This is a genomic window from Bacillus sp. REN10, from assembly GCF_016820555.1.
Lineage (GTDB): Bacteria > Bacillota > Bacilli > Bacillales > Domibacillaceae > Bacillus_CE.
Genome location: NZ_JADHDW010000006.1, coordinates 1 through 17,740 on the forward strand (window position 1 = coordinate 1; position 17,740 = coordinate 17,740).

At 43.3% G+C, this 17,740-nt stretch carries 18 protein-coding genes; 12 read left to right on the forward strand and 6 right to left on the reverse strand.

Features of this window, described 5'->3' with window-relative positions; genetic code table 11:
- The first annotated feature begins 111 nt into the window (after positions 1 to 111).
- Both IRB43_RS10330 and IRB43_RS10335 read left to right on the forward strand, forming a co-directional pair.
- Positions 112 to 987 carry a tetratricopeptide repeat protein gene (locus IRB43_RS10330; RefSeq protein ID WP_203363404.1) on the forward strand — a complete coding sequence of 292 codons (876 nt, stop codon included), beginning with the start codon at positions 112 to 114 and terminating at the stop codon, positions 985 to 987.
- 1 nt (position 988) lies between these two features.
- Complete coding sequence (locus IRB43_RS10335) at positions 989 to 2,209, forward strand: ATP-binding protein (protein WP_203363405.1); 1,221 nt, start codon at positions 989 to 991, stop codon at positions 2,207 to 2,209.
- 142 nt (positions 2,210 to 2,351) lie between these two features.
- On the opposite strand, the gene IRB43_RS10340 is transcribed toward IRB43_RS10335, so the two are convergent.
- Entirely contained in the window at positions 2,352 to 3,236 is an 885-nt protein-coding gene (locus IRB43_RS10340) for a cation diffusion facilitator family transporter (protein ID WP_203363406.1), read from the reverse strand.
- Between the two features lie 318 nt (positions 3,237 to 3,554).
- Here IRB43_RS10340 and IRB43_RS10345 point away from each other — a divergent pair, with 318 nt between their 5' ends.
- The 8 genes from IRB43_RS10345 (at position 3,555) to dat (ending at position 11,198) form a co-directional block, all read left to right on the forward strand.
- Positions 3,555 to 4,544, forward strand: a complete 990-nt coding sequence (locus IRB43_RS10345; protein ID WP_203363407.1) for a substrate-binding domain-containing protein — start codon at positions 3,555 to 3,557, stop codon at positions 4,542 to 4,544.
- Positions 4,537 to 5,418 carry a ribokinase gene (gene rbsK, locus IRB43_RS10350; RefSeq protein WP_203363408.1) on the forward strand — a complete coding sequence of 294 codons (882 nt, stop codon included), beginning with the start codon at positions 4,537 to 4,539 and terminating at the stop codon, positions 5,416 to 5,418. Before IRB43_RS10345 ends, rbsK begins: the two co-directional genes overlap by 8 nt.
- Positions 5,415 to 5,810, forward strand: coding sequence for a D-ribose pyranase (gene rbsD, locus IRB43_RS10355; RefSeq protein ID WP_203363409.1), 396 nt, complete (start codon positions 5,415 to 5,417; stop codon positions 5,808 to 5,810). The genes rbsK and rbsD overlap by 4 nt, the downstream gene beginning before the upstream one ends.
- Positions 5,811 to 5,823: 13 nt before the next feature.
- Complete coding sequence (locus IRB43_RS10360) at positions 5,824 to 7,305, forward strand: sugar ABC transporter ATP-binding protein (RefSeq protein WP_203363410.1); 1,482 nt, start codon at positions 5,824 to 5,826, stop codon at positions 7,303 to 7,305.
- A gap of 2 nt (positions 7,306 to 7,307) precedes the next feature.
- Positions 7,308 to 8,258: an ABC transporter permease subunit gene (gene rbsC, locus IRB43_RS10365; RefSeq protein ID WP_203363411.1), complete on the forward strand. Its 951-nt coding sequence runs from the start codon at positions 7,308 to 7,310 to the stop codon at positions 8,256 to 8,258.
- A 44-nt stretch (positions 8,259 to 8,302) separates the two neighbouring features.
- Positions 8,303 to 9,187, forward strand: a complete 885-nt coding sequence (rbsB, locus tag IRB43_RS10370) for a ribose ABC transporter substrate-binding protein RbsB (RefSeq protein ID WP_481748139.1) — start codon at positions 8,303 to 8,305, stop codon at positions 9,185 to 9,187.
- A 255-nt stretch (positions 9,188 to 9,442) separates the two neighbouring features.
- Positions 9,443 to 10,255 (forward strand): ZIP family metal transporter, encoded by an 813-nt coding sequence (locus tag IRB43_RS10375; RefSeq protein ID WP_203363535.1) that lies wholly within the window; start codon positions 9,443 to 9,445, stop codon positions 10,253 to 10,255.
- 103 nt (positions 10,256 to 10,358) lie between these two features.
- Entirely contained in the window at positions 10,359 to 11,198 is an 840-nt protein-coding gene (gene dat, locus IRB43_RS10380; RefSeq protein ID WP_203363413.1) for a D-amino-acid transaminase, read from the forward strand.
- 42 nt (positions 11,199 to 11,240) lie between these two features.
- On the opposite strand, the gene IRB43_RS10385 is transcribed toward dat, so the two are convergent.
- Positions 11,241 to 11,714 carry a hypothetical protein gene (locus IRB43_RS10385; protein ID WP_203363414.1) on the reverse strand — a complete coding sequence of 158 codons (474 nt, stop codon included), beginning with the start codon at positions 11,712 to 11,714 and terminating at the stop codon, positions 11,241 to 11,243.
- A gap of 68 nt (positions 11,715 to 11,782) precedes the next feature.
- Here IRB43_RS10385 and IRB43_RS10390 point away from each other — a divergent pair, with 68 nt between their 5' ends.
- Positions 11,783 to 12,697 (forward strand): SGNH/GDSL hydrolase family protein, encoded by a 915-nt coding sequence (locus IRB43_RS10390; protein ID WP_203363415.1) that lies wholly within the window; start codon positions 11,783 to 11,785, stop codon positions 12,695 to 12,697.
- Positions 12,698 to 12,726: 29 nt separating this feature from the next.
- On the opposite strand, the gene IRB43_RS10395 is transcribed toward IRB43_RS10390, so the two are convergent.
- Together IRB43_RS10395 and IRB43_RS10400 are read right to left on the reverse strand one after the other, a co-directional pair.
- Positions 12,727 to 13,632 carry an AEC family transporter gene (locus tag IRB43_RS10395; RefSeq protein WP_203363416.1) on the reverse strand — a complete coding sequence of 302 codons (906 nt, stop codon included), beginning with the start codon at positions 13,630 to 13,632 and terminating at the stop codon, positions 12,727 to 12,729.
- 100 nt (positions 13,633 to 13,732) lie between these two features.
- Positions 13,733 to 14,287, reverse strand: coding sequence for a delta-aminolevulinic acid dehydratase (locus tag IRB43_RS10400; protein ID WP_203363417.1), 555 nt, complete (start codon positions 14,285 to 14,287; stop codon positions 13,733 to 13,735).
- 239 nt (positions 14,288 to 14,526) lie between these two features.
- Here IRB43_RS10400 and IRB43_RS10405 point away from each other — a divergent pair, with 239 nt between their 5' ends.
- Entirely contained in the window at positions 14,527 to 14,916 is a 390-nt protein-coding gene (locus IRB43_RS10405; protein ID WP_203363418.1) for a thiol-disulfide oxidoreductase DCC family protein, read from the forward strand.
- Positions 14,917 to 14,953: 37 nt separating this feature from the next.
- Here the strand turns inward: IRB43_RS10405 and IRB43_RS10410 are convergent, their stop codons facing one another.
- Together IRB43_RS10410 and gdhA are read right to left on the reverse strand one after the other, a co-directional pair.
- On the reverse strand, positions 14,954 to 16,162 hold the full coding sequence (locus tag IRB43_RS10410; RefSeq protein WP_481748140.1) for a dicarboxylate/amino acid:cation symporter: 1,209 nt from the start codon (positions 16,160 to 16,162) through the stop codon (positions 14,954 to 14,956).
- 181 nt (positions 16,163 to 16,343) lie between these two features.
- Positions 16,344 to 17,726 carry an NADP-specific glutamate dehydrogenase gene (gene gdhA / locus IRB43_RS10415; RefSeq protein ID WP_203363420.1) on the reverse strand — a complete coding sequence of 461 codons (1,383 nt, stop codon included), beginning with the start codon at positions 17,724 to 17,726 and terminating at the stop codon, positions 16,344 to 16,346.
- Positions 17,727 to 17,740 lie beyond the last annotated feature (14 nt).

Genomic DNA, 17,740 nt, shown 5'->3' on the forward strand with positions numbered 1-17,740 from the left:
CCAGCTTCTGATGTCTTGGGGATCGACAAGAAACCCCTACCTCAAGAGCGAAGCAATAGGTGGGGGAGGTTCATCAGTTTAATAAAGCCAACAGAAAAGGAGTGAGGGAGAATGGCTGAAACAGCAGCGGTTAGCTTAGAGGTTATAGAGCATTATTTTGATATAGGGCGTTACCAGCAAGTCATTGATTTAGTAAAAGAAGAGATGGATCAACATTTAGAAAATGGGCGGATTTGGTACATTCTCGGGTATAGCCATTATGTTTTAAATCATTATGAAGAAGCGGAAGGCCATTTAATAGAGGCGATTAGACTAGGATATGAACCAGAAATGGCGTTATACATTTTGGCTCATGTCTATATGGAAACAGAGCGTTGGGTTGAGTCGGAGAAAGCTTTTCTCGAGTCATTGCGCCTTCACCCGAATAATGCGTCTATCCATGCCGGCTATGCCACTTTAATGAAAAAAACGGGTCATCATAAAAAAGCGAAGGCTTTAATCGAAAAAGCATTAGAGCTTGATCCGGAAGATCCTCAAGCGCTACGCAGTCATTATTTGTTAGAAGGAAGAAACGGCAACCGAGAACAACAAGTTCTGCTATTGGAGCGATATATGCAGTCAGCGGACAGCGATTTGGCAAAAGTGATTCATCTTGGGCTTGACGCGATTTTTCGGAATCGAGTGAAAGAAGCGAAAGATTACTTTCGTCAAGCTTATTTAATGAATCCTCATGACCAGGAGCTATTAGAACTATTGGAGGATTTAGAGTTGGCTAGCCATCCGTTATATGCACCGAATCGCTTAATTGAGCGAGTGGGCGGACCAGGTATGTTTTGGTTGATCGGTATCGGGCTTACCTTTCTGTTAAGTGCCTTGGGTTTTACGACAGCTAGTGTCATTTGTTTATTCATTTATGTAACGATCGCTATCTCTTCGTGGCTGACAGAACCGCTAATTAAAATCATTAGAAAAGTAAGGGGCAGATAATATGGATAAGGTGAAGTGGCTGCAGCAACTAGCGGAACAAAATCCACAAGATGCGCAAACGCATTATTGGCTCGGAAAAGAGTTAGCAGAAGCCGGCCGTTGGCTAGAAGCGGTTCAGTCTTTTTCGGCAGGAGTGGCCCATTGCACTGATGAAGTGCTGCGAGCGGAAATCATTCGTGAGTTAACGAAGGCTACAGTGCAGCTCCAACAGGACAAGCCAAGTCATTCAGTGTTACCCCCTATGCAGGAGTCGCGCCCTTCTTTTGAGGAAGCAGAACCAAAAATAAAGTGGATGGATCGTTCGGCTAAATTGAAGGTCATTGATGGCGGAAGAGAACAGAAATCAGAAGAGCCTACACTTAGTCAGGTGACGTTTGCCGATGTAGCAGGATTGGATGAATTAAAAAAGACGATCCATTTGCGAATTATTAGTCCGTTCTTTAACAAAGGGTTATTTGCTAAATTTCGCAAAAAAGCAGGTGGCGGCGTGCTGCTTTACGGACCTCCAGGCTGCGGGAAAACGTTTATTGCAAGAGCAACTGCTGGCGAGTGCCAGGCTCATTTTTATCCGGTACATATCACCGATATTCTCGATCCGTATATCGGGGTAAGTGAACAAAATTTAAAAGCAATATTTGATAAGGCCCGCTTTCAAAAACCAAGCATTATGTTTTTTGATGAGGTGGATACGATCGGGTTCAGTCGCGCGAAATCTTCTGCTAATACGAGAGGTGTCATTGATACGTTCCTAGCAGAAATGGAAGGGCTTGATACGAATACCGATCAAATGCTAGTCATTGGCGCGACAAATATGCCTTGGGATGTAGATAACGCCTTGAAACGACCGGGTCGATTTGATCGCTTAATTTTTGTTGCTCCTCCTGATGAAAAAGCAAGAGAGCAAATTTTTCAATTAAAGCTTGAAGGAAGATATGCAGAAACTATTGATGTCGCCAAGCTGGCTGCTCAAACAGAATTCTTCTCTGGCGCAGATATTGAAAATGTGTGCGAATTAGCTGCTGAACATGTACTAGAAGAAATTTTGACAACAGGCCAGGAAAGACCGCTTCGCACAGAAGATTTACTACATGTCCTGAAAACACAGCAACCCTCTACACTAGAATGGCTCCGTACAGCAAAAAACTACGTCAAATACGCCAACCAAAGCGGTCTTTACAACGACGTAGAGCAATACTTGCGCAAATACGGAAGAAAGATTTAGGTAGGTGCCTGTCACTCCCCGGTTTTTGTCGAAAAATTAAGATGTATCACTAAAAAAAGAACAGAGCGGTGGCGTCTGTTCTTTTTTAGTGTGTGCTTGTCTAGTTACAGGCGCTAGCGACTAGTGGACTTACACTTTTCTATTAAATCGGATGAAAGTGGTCGTCTGCCGGTTCGATGTGAATGATCGCATAGCGGATTTGGTATTTCTTTAAGAGAATCGCTTCGATGTTTTCGGTTATTTTGTGGCTTTCGGTCACGTTCAGTTCAGGGTTGACACAGACAACGACATCGACAAGCGTTAAGTTACCGTGCAAGCGAGCTTTGACGCTGCGGACGTGTTGAACACCCACGACTCGTTGAATCGTTTGGCGAATATTTTCAAGTTCTTCTTGGTCATAGCCATCAGTCAGAGCGTGAGAAGCTTCGGTGAAAATTTCCCAAGCGGTTTTAATAATGATCAATCCAACAATGAAGGCTGTTACCACATCAAGCCATTCGATTCCTAATTGAGCTCCCAGAATACCAACAAATGCTCCAATACTAACGAGCGCATCGGAACGGTTGTCTTGCGCTGCCGCCATGAGTGATTTACTGTTAATGCTTTTAGCTAGTTTGGCATTATAAAAATAGACGATGAACATGAAAACAGCACTGAAAAGCGCGATCCAGCCCGTCAGCATATCAGGAACAGGCTGATTGTTATCAAAAAATGAGCGGCCGGCTTCAATAAGCACTTGAAGTCCAACTGCCATCATAATAAAGGCGGCAATTAATGAAGCAATCGTTTCAGCACGAAAATGCCCGTAGCGATGATCCTCGTCGGGTGGCTTCCGAGCGATTTTCAGTCCAATCAAAATAGCGATAGAAGCAACTACATCGGTTGAATTGTTTAATCCATCCGCTTGAAGTGCTTGAGAATTTCCTATGTAACCAGCAATCAGTTTTAGTAGCGAGAGGAAAACGTAGGCGATAATGCTGATCCAGGCGCCCTTTTCTCCCTTTTTTATATCTTCATATGTTTCCATTTCTTCATTCCTCCAGTTTTTCATTCAACTGTTAGACATTAGCATAACAGGTGGAAATCGTGTGGGTCTAGAGCAACAAGGTTGGCGTTAGGGAAACTTTATTGCCTTGCGAAAGTCAATTGCGGGAGTCAAAAGGATAAAAAATAAAAAAATTTCAATCGATCTGTCATTTTCTCCCGTATGAATGGGTTGTAAGCCCCTCACTGATTGAAGTTTCCCTTTATTTTTTTCATTGGTGGAAAAAGAATGCACATTGTCCTCGGGAGAAAAGTATGATAAATTATCTGTAAACGGTTACACATTGGAGGAGGTCAGGAAGTGGCAACAATTAAAGATGTCGCTAAAGAAGCGGGCGTATCGGTAGCGACCGTTTCTCGTGTGTTGAATGAGACAGGGTATGTGCATGAGGACACGAAAAAGATAGTCGAAGCGGCTATTCAAAAATTAAATTACAGCCCGAATGAAGTCGCAAGATCATTATACAAACGGGAATCAAGGCTTGTAGGCCTGTTGCTTCCTGATATTACGAATCCTTTTTTTCCTGAATTAGCACGCGGAGTGGAGGATGTGCTACAAAAGCAAGGGTTTCGGGTATTACTCGGGAACAGTGACGAAGATCCGGAAAAAGAGCAAGCGTATATCCATACATTTATACAAAATCAAGTTGTCGGCATTGTATCAGCGACGAATCCGGCGGGCAAGAGCAATTATGAGAATGTAGCCATTCCCACCGTATTTTTAGATCGTGCTTCTGATGAAGAATATGCGGTATATGCAGATGGAAAAGAAGGCGGCCGAATTGCAGCCCGTGAAATGATTAAAAGAGGAAGCAAAAAAATGACGATTCTCAAAGGTCCGGCTTATATTCGCCCCGCTCAAGATCGCTTTCAAGGAGCGTTAGAGATACTAGCGGAGGCAGATGTCGATTTTTCGGTCATGAAAACTGATGCTTTCTCTTATCAAGAGGCACAAAAGCGAGCAAAAGAGTTATTTGATCTGTATCCAGATACGGATGGAGTGATTGCCAGCAATGATGTAGCTGCAGCGGCGATCCTTCACGAAGCTCTACGCCTTGGTAAATCGATCCCTGATGATATACAGGTCATAGGCTTTGATGATATTCCTTTAAGCAGCTTATTGTTTCCGTCTCTATCTACGATTAAGCAGCCCGCTTACGAGATGGGACAGCAAGCAGCCCAACTATTATTAAAACTAATTAAAAAAGAAAAAATCAGCGAGCAGCATATTCAATTGCCTGTTCAGTTTATGGAACGACAAACGACAAGAAAGGTTGAGGATAATGGTTAAAATAGTGGTAATCGGCAGTTCTTCAATGGATTTAGTGGTGACAGCTGCTAAGCGGCCGGTAGCAGGAGAAACGGTGCTTGGGGATTCCTTTAAAACAGTCCCCGGCGGCAAAGGAGCGAATCAGGCAGTTGCCGCCGCTCGCTTAGGAGCAGAAGTGTACATGGTGGGGTGCATTGGCGACGATCATTACGGCTCTGCGATTTTAAACAATTTTAAAGAAAATCGCGTTGTTATTGACTATGTGGAACCGGTTACAGATATGGAAAGTGGTACGGCGCATATTATTTTGGCAGAAGGTGACAACAGTATTGTCGTGGTCAAAGGTGCCAATAATTATGTAACGCCTGACTACGTTCAAAAAGCGCGCGAGATTATTGCTAATGCAGATATAGTGATGATTCAGCAAGAGATTCCTGTAGAAACGGTGGATTATGTGGCTTCTATGTGCGAGGAAGTAAAGGTGCCACTTCTATTAAATCCTGCTCCAGCGCGTCCATTGAGTGCAGAAGTGATTGAAAAAGCCTCCTATTTAACGCCAAATGAGCATGAGGCGACAATTTTATTTTCTGGTCTTCCTGCAAGTGAAGCATTAAGAAAATATCCCAATAAAGTGTTTATTACGGAAGGAAAGCATGGCGTCCGTTACTTTAACGGGAAACAGGAAGTGCTGATTCCATCTTATGAAGTAGATGTAGTCGATACAACAGGGGCAGGAGATACGTTTAATGCGGCGTTCGCAGTGGCTTTGGCAGAAGGAAAAAGTTTTGAGGAAAGCCTTCGTTTTGCCAACCGCGCGGCGTCTTTATCCGTCACGAAATTTGGAGCCCAAGGCGGAATGCCATCAAGACAGGAAGTAGAGGAAGCATTGTCATGAAAAAATATGGAATGCTGAATAGTCATATCACAAAAGTGCTGGCGGATCTTGGTCACACGGATTCCATTGTAATTGCCGATGCGGGGTTGCCGGTTCCAACTGGTGTACCGAAAATTGATATCGCTTTAACATTGGGTGTCCCTAGTTTCCAAGACACAGTCGAAGCGATCGCGTATGACATGGTTGTAGAAAAAGTGGTGTTAGCAACTGAAGTAAAAACAGCTAACGAACAAACGGATCGTTACATGAATAGAAGGTTTGCAGATGTTGATATTGACTATGTGAGTCATGAAGAGTTTAAAGAACGGGCCAAGCAGGCGAAAGCTGTCATTCGAACAGGGGAAGCGACTCCGTACGCCAATTGCATTTTGCAAGCAGGGGTTATCTTCTAAGGAGGCGAACGTGATGCAAATTGAGATGAAGAATATTCATAAGTCGTTTGGAAACAACAATGTGCTCACCGGTGTTGATTTTGACTTGCGCCCCGGAGAAGTTCATGCGCTGATGGGTGAAAACGGAGCTGGTAAATCGACGTTAATGAACATATTAACCGGCCTCCATTCACTCGATCAAGGAACAATCTCAATCAACGGGAAAGAACGATATTTTACTAGCCCGAAAGAAGCGGAAGGACATGGTGTGACCTTCATCCATCAAGAATTAAATATATGGCCAGCGATGACGGTGCTTGAGAATTTGTTTATTGGCAAGGAACGAAAGAATTCATTTGGCTTTTTGAAAACAAAAGAAATGAAGGCGCTCGCTCAAGCACAGTTTGAAAAATTATCGGTCTCTATTCCGCTCGATCAAGAAGCGGGTAACTGTTCCGTTGGCGAGCAGCAAATGATTGAGATTGCAAAAGCATTAATGACAAACGCCGAAGTGATCATTATGGATGAACCGACAGCTGCTTTAACAGAAAGAGAGATTGCTAAGCTATTTGAAGTGATTGAGGCGTTGCGTAAACAAAATGTTTCTATTGTTTATATTTCTCACCGAATGGAAGAAATTTTTACGATATGTGACCGCATTACCGTGATGCGTGATGGAAAAACGGTAGATACAAAGCCGATTCCGGAAACAAGCTTTGAGGAAGTCGTGAAAAAGATGGTAGGCCGGGAGTTAGAGGATCGTTTTCCTGCGCGTTCGCCAGTTTTCGGAGAAACAGTGCTAGAGGTGAAAGGGCTAACGAGAAAAGAAGTGTTTGAACATGTTAGTTTCTCCGTTCGTTCAGGAGAAATTGTCGGTGTCTCCGGGTTAATGGGGGCTGGACGAACAGAGATCATGCGCGCGATTTTTGGACTCGATTCGATCGACCAGGGCGAGATCTTTCTGAACGGAAAGAAAGTAACAATTCAAACACCGGATCAAGCAGTGAAATTAGGTATTGGCTTTATTACCGAAGACCGAAAAGATGAAGGGCTAGTCCTTGATTTTTCGATTCGGGAAAATATCGCTTTGCCGAATTTAGCTAGCTTTTCACCTAAAGGGCTGATTGATCAAAAGAGCGAGCAGGAATTTGTCGATTTGCTCATCCGGCGGTTGACGATTAAGACGGAATCAGCAGAAACAAGTGCCAAACATTTATCAGGCGGGAACCAGCAAAAGGTTGTTCTTGCGAAATGGATTGGGATTGGTCCGAAAGTGCTGATATTAGATGAACCGACAAGAGGAGTCGATGTTGGGGCGAAACGAGAAATTTATAAGTTGATGAACGAACTAACCGATCGCGGGGTGGCAGTGATTATGGTTTCTTCTGAACTACCGGAAATACTCGGTATGAGCGATCGCATCCTCGTTGTTCACGAAGGAAAAATTAGCGGTGAATTATCAAAAATAGAAGCCACACAAGAAAAAATTATGACGCTTGCAACGGGAGGGCAGTGACAATGAAAACAACTGCAATCAAACCTTTTAATCAATTGACTCAAAAGCTTGGGCCGCTGCTCGGACTATTGATGTTAATGGTGATTGTATCGATCTTAAACCCGAGCTTTTTGGCTCCATTAAATATTTTAAATTTATTACGGCAAGTAGCTATTAACGCCTTAATTGCTTATGGGATGACATTTGTTATTTTAACAGGAGGCATTGACTTATCCGTCGGCTCGATTTTAGCGTTATCGAGTGCATTGATGGCTGGAATGATCGTATCAGGTATCGATCCGATGTTAGCCATCTTAATCGGCTGTTTGCTCGGAGCAATCATGGGAGCAGTGAATGGCTTATTGATTACAAAAGGAAAAATGGCTCCGTTTATTGCTACATTAGCGACGATGACGATTTATCGTGGACTGACGTTAGTATATACAGATGGGAATCCCATTACAGGATTAGGAGATCATTATTTATTTCAACTGTTTGGGCGCGGCTACTTCTTAGGGATTCCTGTGCCCGCCGTGACGATGATGCTTGCTTTTATCATTTTATGGGTGATTCTTCATAAAACACCGTTTGGGCGAAAAACATATGCGATCGGCGGCAATGAAAAAGCGGCTTGGATCTCAGGGATTCAAGTGGCGCGCGTGAAAGTGCTGATTTACTCGCTTGCCGGTTTGCTTGCTGCGCTAGCGGGGGCGATCTTAACTTCTCGCCTAGATTCGGCGCAGCCAACAGCTGGTACATCCTATGAATTAGATGCCATTGCGGCTGTAGTCTTAGGTGGAACCAGCCTTTCTGGCGGACGAGGATTCATCGTGGGCACACTTATCGGTGCATTAATTATTGGTACATTGAATAACGGTTTAAACTTATTAGGTGTATCATCCTTTTTCCAAATGGTAGTGAAAGGTATTGTTATTTTAATTGCGGTGCTAATTGATCGCAAAAAAGCGGCATAGGAGGGCTCAAGTTGAAAAAAATAGGTGTGATTGTACTGTCATTAATGCTGCTTATTCTCGGGGGCTGTTCTCTTGAACCGCCTGAATGGGCCAAGCCAGCAAAAAAAGACGACTTAAAAGATATTAAAATTGGTTTATCTGTTTCCACATTAAACAATCCATTTTTCGTTTCCCTGAAAAATGGTGTGGTGAACGAAGCGAAAAAACAGGGAATGAAAACGATTGTTGTCGATGCGCAAAATGACTCGGCGAAGCAAGTGAATGATGTGGAAGATTTAATTCAGCAAGGTGTCGATGTGCTTTTAGTTAACCCGACAGATTCATCAGCCATTTCAACTGCTGTACAATCCGCGAACAACATCGGGATTCCGGTTATTACGCTTGACCGTTCCGCTGATAAAGGGAAAGTGGAAACATTAGTTGCTTCTGATAACGTGAAAGGCGGAAAAATGGCCGGACAGTTTATCGTGGACCAAATGGGTGAAGGAGCAAAAGTAGTGGAGCTTGAAGGGGTTCCTGGGGCATCTGCCACTCGTGAACGTGGCCAAGGCTTCCATCTTGTAGCGGATCAAAAGTTAAAAGTAGCGGCTAAACAATCCGCTGATTTCGACCGCACAAAAGGATTGAATGTCATGGAAAACTTGCTGCAAGGAAACCCGGATATTCAAGCGGTATTTGCTCATAATGATGAAATGGCGCTTGGAGCGATGGAGGCCATTGCAAGCTCTGGAAAAGATATTTTAGTCGTCGGTTTCGATGGGAATGATGATGCGATTAAGTCAGTAGATGCGGGGCAATTGGCGGCAACGGTTGCCCAACAGCCTGAATTGATTGGTCAATTAGCTGTCCAAGCCGCAAGTGACGTTCTCCAGGGGAAAAAAGTAGAAAAAGTGATTCCAGCACCGCTGAAATTAGTAACTAAAAAATGATAAAAAACTGGCAGGATACCTTCTGCCAGTTTTTTTGTTAGGTCAATAGATGATGCAACAGCTGCTCTCTATCATCAAAAAACTGCCTCATAATTTGATAATGTCCCATTTCTTCTAGTTAGGTTCATTTTTTTTCAAACGATCATAAACTATATGAAATGAAGATCAATAGGTAAGCATCACATTGACAGTGAAAGTTTCCTTGATGCAAAATAAAGAAATAATCACTTGCCAGAAAGGACCGGTACACATATGTTGATGGAGTGGTTTTCTCAATTAAATCCAGCTGTTCAGGCGCTGTTTGGCGGGTTGATGACGTGGGGATTGACCGCATTAGGTGCTTCTCTTGTCTTTTTCTTTCGTCAAATGAATCAAAATGTGATGAATACGATGTTTGGTTTTGCTTCTGGGGTCATGATTGCTGCTTCTTTCTGGTCGCTTTTAGCTCCAGCGATTGATTTCAGTGAACAAAATGGCCAAATTCCTTGGCTACCGCCAGCGATTGGATTTTTAGCAGGAGGCTTATTTATCCGTCTGCTTGATGTGGTTGTCCCTCATCTTGATCTTGGTTTAGCTGAAAACGAAGCGGAAGGGCCAAAAACGAAATTAAATAAGTCGACGTTATTGTTTTTGGCGATTACGCTTCATAACATTCCGGAAGGATTAGCGATTGGCGTTGCTTTCGGAGCGGCTTCTTTAGGTCTTTCTGATGCTTCTGTCATTGGGGCAATCGGACTTGCGCTTGGAATCGGCATTCAAAATATGCCAGAAGGAGCGGCTCTTTCTGTGCCTTTGCGTGGAGAAGGAATGTCTCGCAGAAAAGCCTTTAACTATGGGCAATTATCAGCTATTGTTGAACCCGTTGCGGCTGTTGTTGGAGCGGTCGCTGTGCTTGCTGTTCAGCCTATTTTACCTTATGCGCTTGCCTTTGCGGCTGGAGCGATGATCTTTGTCGTTGTGGAACAATTGATTCCGCAATCTCAATCCTCTGGAAGTACGGACTTTGCAACTATGGGTGTGATGTGCGGTTTTACGGTTATGATGATTTTAGATGTAGCACTTGGTTAAATGGATTGGAGAACTCTAGATATGAATCTAGGGTTCTTTTTTTATAGATCAGAAAAAACGGTAGCTGTGATGCATACAATAGGCAGTAGGTATGGAAAGGGGGATGAGGACGACGTTCGCTTATTTTAACGGGAGGTTCGTTGACGTGCAAGAGCCCGTCATTCCGATGGAGGAACGGGGTCATCAGTTTGGTGATGGTGTGTATGAAGTGCTTCGCTTCTATAACAAGAAGCCGTTTATGATGAAAGAGCATTTAGAGCGGCTGTATGCGAGTGCAAAGGCGATTAAGCTTGTGATCGGCAGTGAGCCAGCGGAGTTGGAAAAGACGATGCTGAAATTGGTCGAGAAAAGCAAGCTAAAGAATGCAGATTTGTATATGCAGGTGACCAGAGGGATAGCACCAAGGCATCATTTATTCCCTTCATGTCCCGCCTCGATCTCGATGACGGTTAAACCTTCTTCGCTTATTGCAGAGGAACTGCGTCAGAAAGGAGCGAAAGTGTTACTGTTAGAAGATGAACGCTGGAAAAATTGCTATATTAAATCGCTCAATTTATTGCCGAATGTCTTGGCAAAGCAAGAAGCATTTGAGCAAAACTGTTTTGAAGCGGTGCTTGTGCGGGACGGATTCATTACAGAAGGGTCGAGCTCTAACTTCTTCATCGTGAAAGACGGCAGCATTCAAACAGCTCCATTGACGAATTATATTTTACCTGGCATCACACGTATCGCGGTCAAAGCATGCGCGGAAGAATTAGAGATTCCTTTTGTTGAAAAGGCGTTTACAGAGGAAGAGCTGTTCGAGGCAGATGAAGCTTTTTTATCAAGTACGATCTGTGAGGTGTTAGCCGTTACGGTTGCCAATGAACGGCCGATTGGCAACGGGAAGCCAGGGGTGATGATGCAACGGTTATGGACTCATTTGCAAGCAAAAACGAGATGATAAAAGACCAGGTTCTTGTCGGGAGAACCTGGTCCTGTTTTATTAAGAAAGTCGACGAAAGCCTTCTTCATCTAAGTATTGCAAAGCGGCTTCGTATGTATGGAAGGTACCGTCTAAGTTCAAGCCAGCATACACATTCCACATTTCATCTTCTTCAATAAGTATCAATGTATGTCCGTCTTCATTGATCCATTTCTCTTCGTAAGCGTCGCCAACAATCGCTTGTTCTTCGTTTGATTTTGGTGATAGTGAATGAATGGCTTCATCAAGGATTGTTCGTAATTCCTCCGCTGAAAACTCACGAATATTGACCATGCCTTTCGAGTCGGTTGGATAATGAGACAATTCGCCCGCATAAACAAAACCGTTTCCGTTTGGATGCAGATGATACACAATATTTTTCTTATCTGTTACACTGTCCTCAAAGTGAAAATTGACGCGGCCAAGAGAAACATTTTTACGCTCAAGCTGTGGGAAAGATTCAATAATTTCCAGTTTTTCTTCAAAAGTTAGCATATAGCCTCCATGTATTTGAGATATGATAATATTTAATTATAGCATATCCTGAAGAAAGGAAGAATTTCATGAAAAAGCGAATCAGTTTATACGTGATTGTTTTCTTGCTAGCGGCTGCTACCGTCTTGCCGGTGAAAGCAGAGGCAGCGGGGCTTCATTATGTAGCACTCGGTGATTCTTTGGCGGCCGGACAAACACCAAATAAAGAAATTGGTGCCGGTTATGCCGACTTAATTGCCCTCTCCTTGCAACAGTCTGGAAGCTTAGCGAGCTTTTCAAAGAAGTGGGCTTTTCCAGGCTATACAACGGAACAAGTACTCAAGCAACTCGATAAAAAAGGAGCTCAGCAAGATGTTCGAAAAGCGAACATCATTACCATTTCGGCTGGAGCGAATGATTTATTGCCGCTCATTCGCAATGATTCTGTCCGCGGCATGCTTAGCTACGAGCCGATTCCTGCGGCATTTGCTCTCAATCGTGTGCGAAAAAACTATAGTAAATTACTGGATGAAATTAAAAAGTTGAACCCGCACGCTCAAGTGTATGCGATGGGGTATTACTTTCCATACCCGCATGTGAAAGAACAGCATAAGCCATCGGTTGAACAGCAACTGGGAATTTTAAATCAAATTATTAAGCAAGAAGCGGAACGGGCAGGCGCTCATTTTGTTCCAGTCAGTCCGCGCTTCGGTAACAAGGCGAGATCTCTACTTCCAAACCCGAAAGATGTTCACCCGAATACGGCCGGCTATTTGCAAATGGCGAATAGTTTTCTCGATGTCTATGCTCCAGGAAGCGCGGATATACCAGTGCAAGTGTTAAACTCCTTGCCAACGCCGATTCCTTTTTCTAAGCTGAGCACTAACCAAAGTGACGAGGAAGAAAAAGAGGAAGAAGTAAAAGAAGAGAAGAAAACGGCTGCTATAGCGGATCGGCCGATTAAAGGGTGCAAACGAGGAGAAGAATTTTTAGTCAAACGCTAAAAGGCTGTTGCGAAGACAGCCTTTTTCCTTTATGCGCCTAAAAAGAACAGCGTAGCAGGTATGGTTACGATGCTTAATAATGTCGTGACTAATGTGTTAAAAGAGACAAGGTCCGGCTCTGTACCGAACTGAATCGCCGCCATCGTTGTATTGGCTGCTGCGGGCATTGCCGCTTGCAAGATCAGCACATCTTTTAGCAAGTCATTCAATGGCAAGAACGAGGCGATCACAACAGCAATTGCTGGTGAAACAATTAGCCGAATGACAGTGACAGCTGAAACGAAGCGGTAGGCAACCTGCTTTTTGGCGATCACTGCCAGCTGCATCCCGAGCACGAGCATAATCGTTGGAATGGACGCATTAGCGACTAAGCTGATCGCATCCATAAACGGTGTCGGCAAATCAATCGAAAGCAGCTGAAAAGTCAGTCCTAAAGATGTACCGTAAATAACAGGCATCCGAAGCACGCGTTGCCACGACTCTTTCAACGTTACCTTTTGCTTGCCGCCAAGAGAAGCGAAAAACAATCCGATCGTATTCATCAATAGCGACTGAAACACCATCATAATCACCGCATAATCAAAGCCAGCTGCTCCAAAAGCGAAAAGAACAACCGGTGCTCCATAGTTGCCGCTGTTCATAAAGGCGCCACCAAGAATCATGGCCGCCATTTTTTGCCGTGAAGCCTTCATGACTATACCTGTGAAGGCGACGATCGCAATCAACGTGAAGCAGAGGATCAGGCAGAAGCTAATAATATACACATATTCCATCGTTAGCTTATTCGTATAAAAGGTCCGAAACGCAAGAAACGGCGACATAATATAAAGGGCCATCATTGAAATCGAGCGAATCTCAAACCCGATTAATTTTTGCCCAACAAAACCAGTGAAAAAAATAAGAAATGCCGGCAACACAATCATTAATAAATCCAAACCGAATTCAACTCCGTCCAGTCGACAAACTTTCCTTAATAATAACAGAATATTAGGATAAAAAGGCGAACACCAGAAAAATAGGTGCTCGCCTTCATCTTTATCTTCTCTCGTATAGTTGGTACATAGACATTTCTTCATCGGTCGTTTTCGTTAGTTCAAACGCTTCTTTCACGCTTTTTTTGTTCTGGATGATTTCATAAAAGAAGCGTAAAGCGAACATGAGCGCTGCATTTCCATATGGGTAGTCATCGGGTCCGATGTATGTTTGACAACCGCTCTCTATAAAGACTTGAGCGAGTTGTGGTACACCTAATGTGCAGCCATTTGCTAAAACGATTTTATTGTTTAATTTAGCATAGCGTTTCACGTCATTTGAACCAAAATCACCTTGTGGTTCATCAGCTTCATAGACGGATTCATCCAATTCTGGCATAATAAACTGCCCTTCATCCCCGTGGAAACTAAGAATAATATAATCAGTGTCGGGATACAAATCTTCCCCAGAAAGCACGGCGATCAAATCATTGGGCCTTCCGATCCAATATGTAATGACACGCCCTCCGAAATACTCAATAGCTGAACGAATTGCATTAGCTTCCATATCACAATCGGGTCCACATACTAAAGCAACAGTTAATTCTGGTTTACTCATTTTATTCTCCTCCGTATCTTTGTGTTTGTTATTGATCAAACAAATCGTACGGAGGCGGTCGAGCCCAGCGATCGCAAATAACAGGTTACAAATGTTTACTTATCATAGTCGCTTTGCTCCTTATTTTTGATATTTCCTCTACGTTACCATATTAAGGGTAATATTTACAAGTGATAAAGAAGCCAAATCAGCGCAGTCATGTGTACTGATTGCTATAATGATAAAAAGGGGGAGCGATAATGAATAAAGTGGTCTTATTTGATGGAGAGTGTAACTTTTGTGACCATAGCGTGCAATTTATTATTAAAAGAGATCCGAATGCTTACTATAAATTTGCCTCGTTACAAAGTGAGGCGGGAAAACAACTCGTAGCAGCCTACAAAGTGCCCTCTAATATAGACAGCTTGCTTCTCATTGATGACAAACATTGCTATCATCAATCAACTGCTGCTCTTCGTATATGCAAACATTTATCAGGGGGATGGAAATTATTTTATTACTTATTAATCATTCCACGACCGATCAGAGACAGGGTGTATCGATGGATTGCTAAAAACAGATACAAATGGTTCGGCAAAAAAGATCATTGTATAATGCCTTCTCCTGACATTCGGGATAGGTTTTTATAAAAGAGTGAAAACCTGATGAGGTTTTCACTCTTTTTTTCTAATTTCCGGTGGCTAATTGTCGCTGCAGCCAGTGTTTTCCCTCGACTAGCCGTGCAACAAGCATTGCGCACACGGTATTCCCCGTTGAGTTCAACAATGTTGCTGGTGCATCAATAATGGTGCTGATCACAGCGATAATCGGCAGCACTTCAGGAGGAAAGCCAAATACGCTTAAAATTAACATTTCCCCGATCATTCCACCGCCTGGGATTGCCCCCATCACGGCACCTACAAGGAAAGAGACGCCGATGATGCTCAAAATGCTTGTTAAGCTTGTCATATCCTTGCCGAACAGCGCAAATAGGAAGACAATTTTCAATACACCGCCAAATACGGAGCCATCTTTATGTGTGTTGGCACCGAGCGGGATAATCGTTTCGGCGATATCTTTCGGAACGCCCATTTTTTTCACAGCGGTTAAGTTGACCGGAATGCTCGCGGCGCTTGAGCATGTAGCAATGGCTGTAACCGATGGAGCGGCTGCATGTTTCCAAAATACTTTCACTCCATCTTTTCCACCTGCGATGAAAGCGTATAGCGTGAAGAAGCCGAAGTAATAAATGACAGTTAATACAAGATATAAGACAAATGTGCGAGCATAGCCGCCAAGAATTTGCGGCCCTAGCTCCCCGATAATCGCTGCAAAGTAACAGCCGAGCCCAATTGGAGCATAGTACAAGATGATCGAAACCATTTTCATCATAACAGCTGTACCAGAAGCTAAAAAGTTGGCCATCGGTTTGCCATGTTCTTTTGCCATTGTAGTAGCTAAAACGAAAAGAATCGAAAAGACGATCAGCTGAAGCATGTTACTTTTTGATAACAATAAAGAGAAATCAGCTACCGTAAATGTATTCACCAGATGTCCAAGCAATGTTAAGTCTTCCGTTTCCGTCTCTGCTGGATCGAAGTTCGCCATTAGCTGTTTAATAGCTGATACATCGGTATTCGCGAGCGGATTAAATAACGTGACACCAACCATGCCTACAATAGCTGCGATGATCGCTGTGACGAGGAAGACGATGAAAATACTGCCCATGATTTTTCCTAGTCGTTTCATTCCATCCATTGAAGCAATCGCGGAGGCGATGCTGAAAAATACGAGCGGTACGATGACCATAAACATTAAATTTAGAAATAAATCCCCAAACGGTTTCACTATCGATGCTCTAGGACCGAACACAACCCCAGCTACGCCTCCAATCATAATGGCAGCTAATAATAGAAAAGTAAATTGATAACTTTTCAGAAATTTCCTCAAACTATTCCCAGCCTTTCATAAAATCAAAAATAGATAACTTTTTAATCATAGTGTTTTTGTTTTGAAAAGAAAAGACACTTTGTAGCTCTATGTAAAAAGGCAGACTCTTTGTAAGAGTCCGCCTTTTTTATACAATTCCTTGATCCATCATCGCATCGGCCACTTTGAGGAAGCCGGCAATGTTGGCACCGACGACGAGGTTTCCTTCAAAGCCGAATTCATTCGCGGCTTGCACACTATTTTTATAAATGTTTTTCATAATCGTGTGCAGCTTCTCATCTACTTCTTCAAATGTCCATGGCATTCTCATGCTGTTTTGAGCCATTTCTAGTGCGGAAACTGCTACACCGCCTGCATTGGCCGCTTTGGCTGGAGCAAATAATACGCCCGCTTGTAAGAAAATATCAATTGCTTCTAAAGTACTTGGCATATTGGCGCCTTCCCCGATTGCTTTTACGCCATTTTTAATGAGTGTCGCAGCCGCTGCTTCATCAATTTCGTTTTGTGTTGCACAAGGAAGAGCGATATCGCAAGGGATGTTCCAAATATTAGAGCAACCTTCTACATACTCTGCTTCTGGATGCTCAAGCACATATTCGCTAATTCGTTTTCTCTCTACTTCTTTTAGACGTTTGACAGTGGCGAGATTAATTCCATTTTTATCGTAAATATAGCCGTTAGAATCACTGCAAGCGACTACTTTTGCGCCGAGCTGTGAAGCCTTTTCGATGGCGTAGATGGAAACGTTACCCGAGCCGGAAACAACGACTGTGCTGTCTTTAAAGCTTAAGCCGCTGTCTTTTAACATTTCAGCCACAAAATAAACCGTACCATAACCCGTTGCTTCTGTTCGTGCTAGACTGCCGCCGTAATGAAGCCCTTTTCCTGTTAATACACCTGCATGATAAGCATTTTGAATGCGTTTATATTGACCGAACATATAACCAATTTCGCGTGCGCCTACTCCGATATCACCAGCTGGCACATCTGTATCTGGACCGATATGGCGGGCAAGTTCTGTCATGAAGCTTTGTGTAAAGCGCATTACTTCAGCATCGGACTTATCTTTCGGATCAAAGTCGGAACCACCTTTGCCGCCGCCGATTGGCTGATTGGTTAAAGAGTTTTTGAAAATTTGTTCGAAGCCGAGAAATTTAATGATGCTGGCATTAACGGATGGATGGAAACGGAGACCGCCTTTGTAAGGGCCGAGCGCACTATTGTATTGAACGCGGAAGCCGCGGTTGACTTGCACTTTTCCTTGGTCATCGACCCAAGGGACACGAAACATGATGACGCGCTCAGGCTCAACGATTCTTTCCAAGATGCCATGTTCCATATATTTAGGATATTTGGCGAACACAGGGACAAGTGAATCGAAAATCTCCTTTACTGCCTGATGGAATTCGCTTTCTCCCGGATTTCGTGTTTGAACCGTTTCAAATACTTCTTGCACATATTTTTTCGCCGTAAGCATAGCGTTTTGAGTCAATTCTTGTGTTACTGTCATACTCTCATCTCCAT

What these genes read in the sequence shown, in the direction of transcription:
- IRB43_RS10390 (WP_203363415.1), top strand. Translation starts at nt 11,783, where the DNA reads ATGAAAAAGCGAATCAGTTTATACGTGATTGTTTTCTTGCTAGCGGCT.
- rbsC (WP_203363411.1), top strand. Translation starts at nt 7,308, where the DNA reads ATGAAAACAACTGCAATCAAACCTTTTAATCAATTGACTCAAAAGCTT.
- IRB43_RS10410 (WP_481748140.1), bottom strand. Translation starts at nt 16,162, where the DNA reads ATGATTGGAGGCGTAGCTGGGGTTGTGTTCGGTCCTAGAGCATCGATA.
- dat (WP_203363413.1), top strand. Translation starts at nt 10,359, where the DNA reads ATGAGGACGACGTTCGCTTATTTTAACGGGAGGTTCGTTGACGTGCAA.
- IRB43_RS10335 (WP_203363405.1), top strand. Translation starts at nt 989, where the DNA reads ATGGATAAGGTGAAGTGGCTGCAGCAACTAGCGGAACAAAATCCACAA.
- rbsK (WP_203363408.1), top strand. Translation starts at nt 4,537, where the DNA reads ATGGTTAAAATAGTGGTAATCGGCAGTTCTTCAATGGATTTAGTGGTG.
- rbsB (WP_481748139.1), top strand. Translation starts at nt 8,303, where the DNA reads ATGCTGCTTATTCTCGGGGGCTGTTCTCTTGAACCGCCTGAATGGGCC.
- IRB43_RS10385 (WP_203363414.1), bottom strand. Translation starts at nt 11,714, where the DNA reads ATGCTAACTTTTGAAGAAAAACTGGAAATTATTGAATCTTTCCCACAG.
- IRB43_RS10405 (WP_203363418.1), top strand. Translation starts at nt 14,527, where the DNA reads ATGAATAAAGTGGTCTTATTTGATGGAGAGTGTAACTTTTGTGACCAT.
- IRB43_RS10360 (WP_203363410.1), top strand. Translation starts at nt 5,824, where the DNA reads ATGCAAATTGAGATGAAGAATATTCATAAGTCGTTTGGAAACAACAAT.
- IRB43_RS10330 (WP_203363404.1), top strand. Translation starts at nt 112, where the DNA reads ATGGCTGAAACAGCAGCGGTTAGCTTAGAGGTTATAGAGCATTATTTT.
- IRB43_RS10400 (WP_203363417.1), bottom strand. Translation starts at nt 14,287, where the DNA reads ATGAGTAAACCAGAATTAACTGTTGCTTTAGTATGTGGACCCGATTGT.
- gdhA (WP_203363420.1), bottom strand. Translation starts at nt 17,726, where the DNA reads ATGACAGTAACACAAGAATTGACTCAAAACGCTATGCTTACGGCGAAA.
- rbsD (WP_203363409.1), top strand. Translation starts at nt 5,415, where the DNA reads ATGAAAAAATATGGAATGCTGAATAGTCATATCACAAAAGTGCTGGCG.
- IRB43_RS10340 (WP_203363406.1), bottom strand. Translation starts at nt 3,236, where the DNA reads ATGGAAACATATGAAGATATAAAAAAGGGAGAAAAGGGCGCCTGGATC.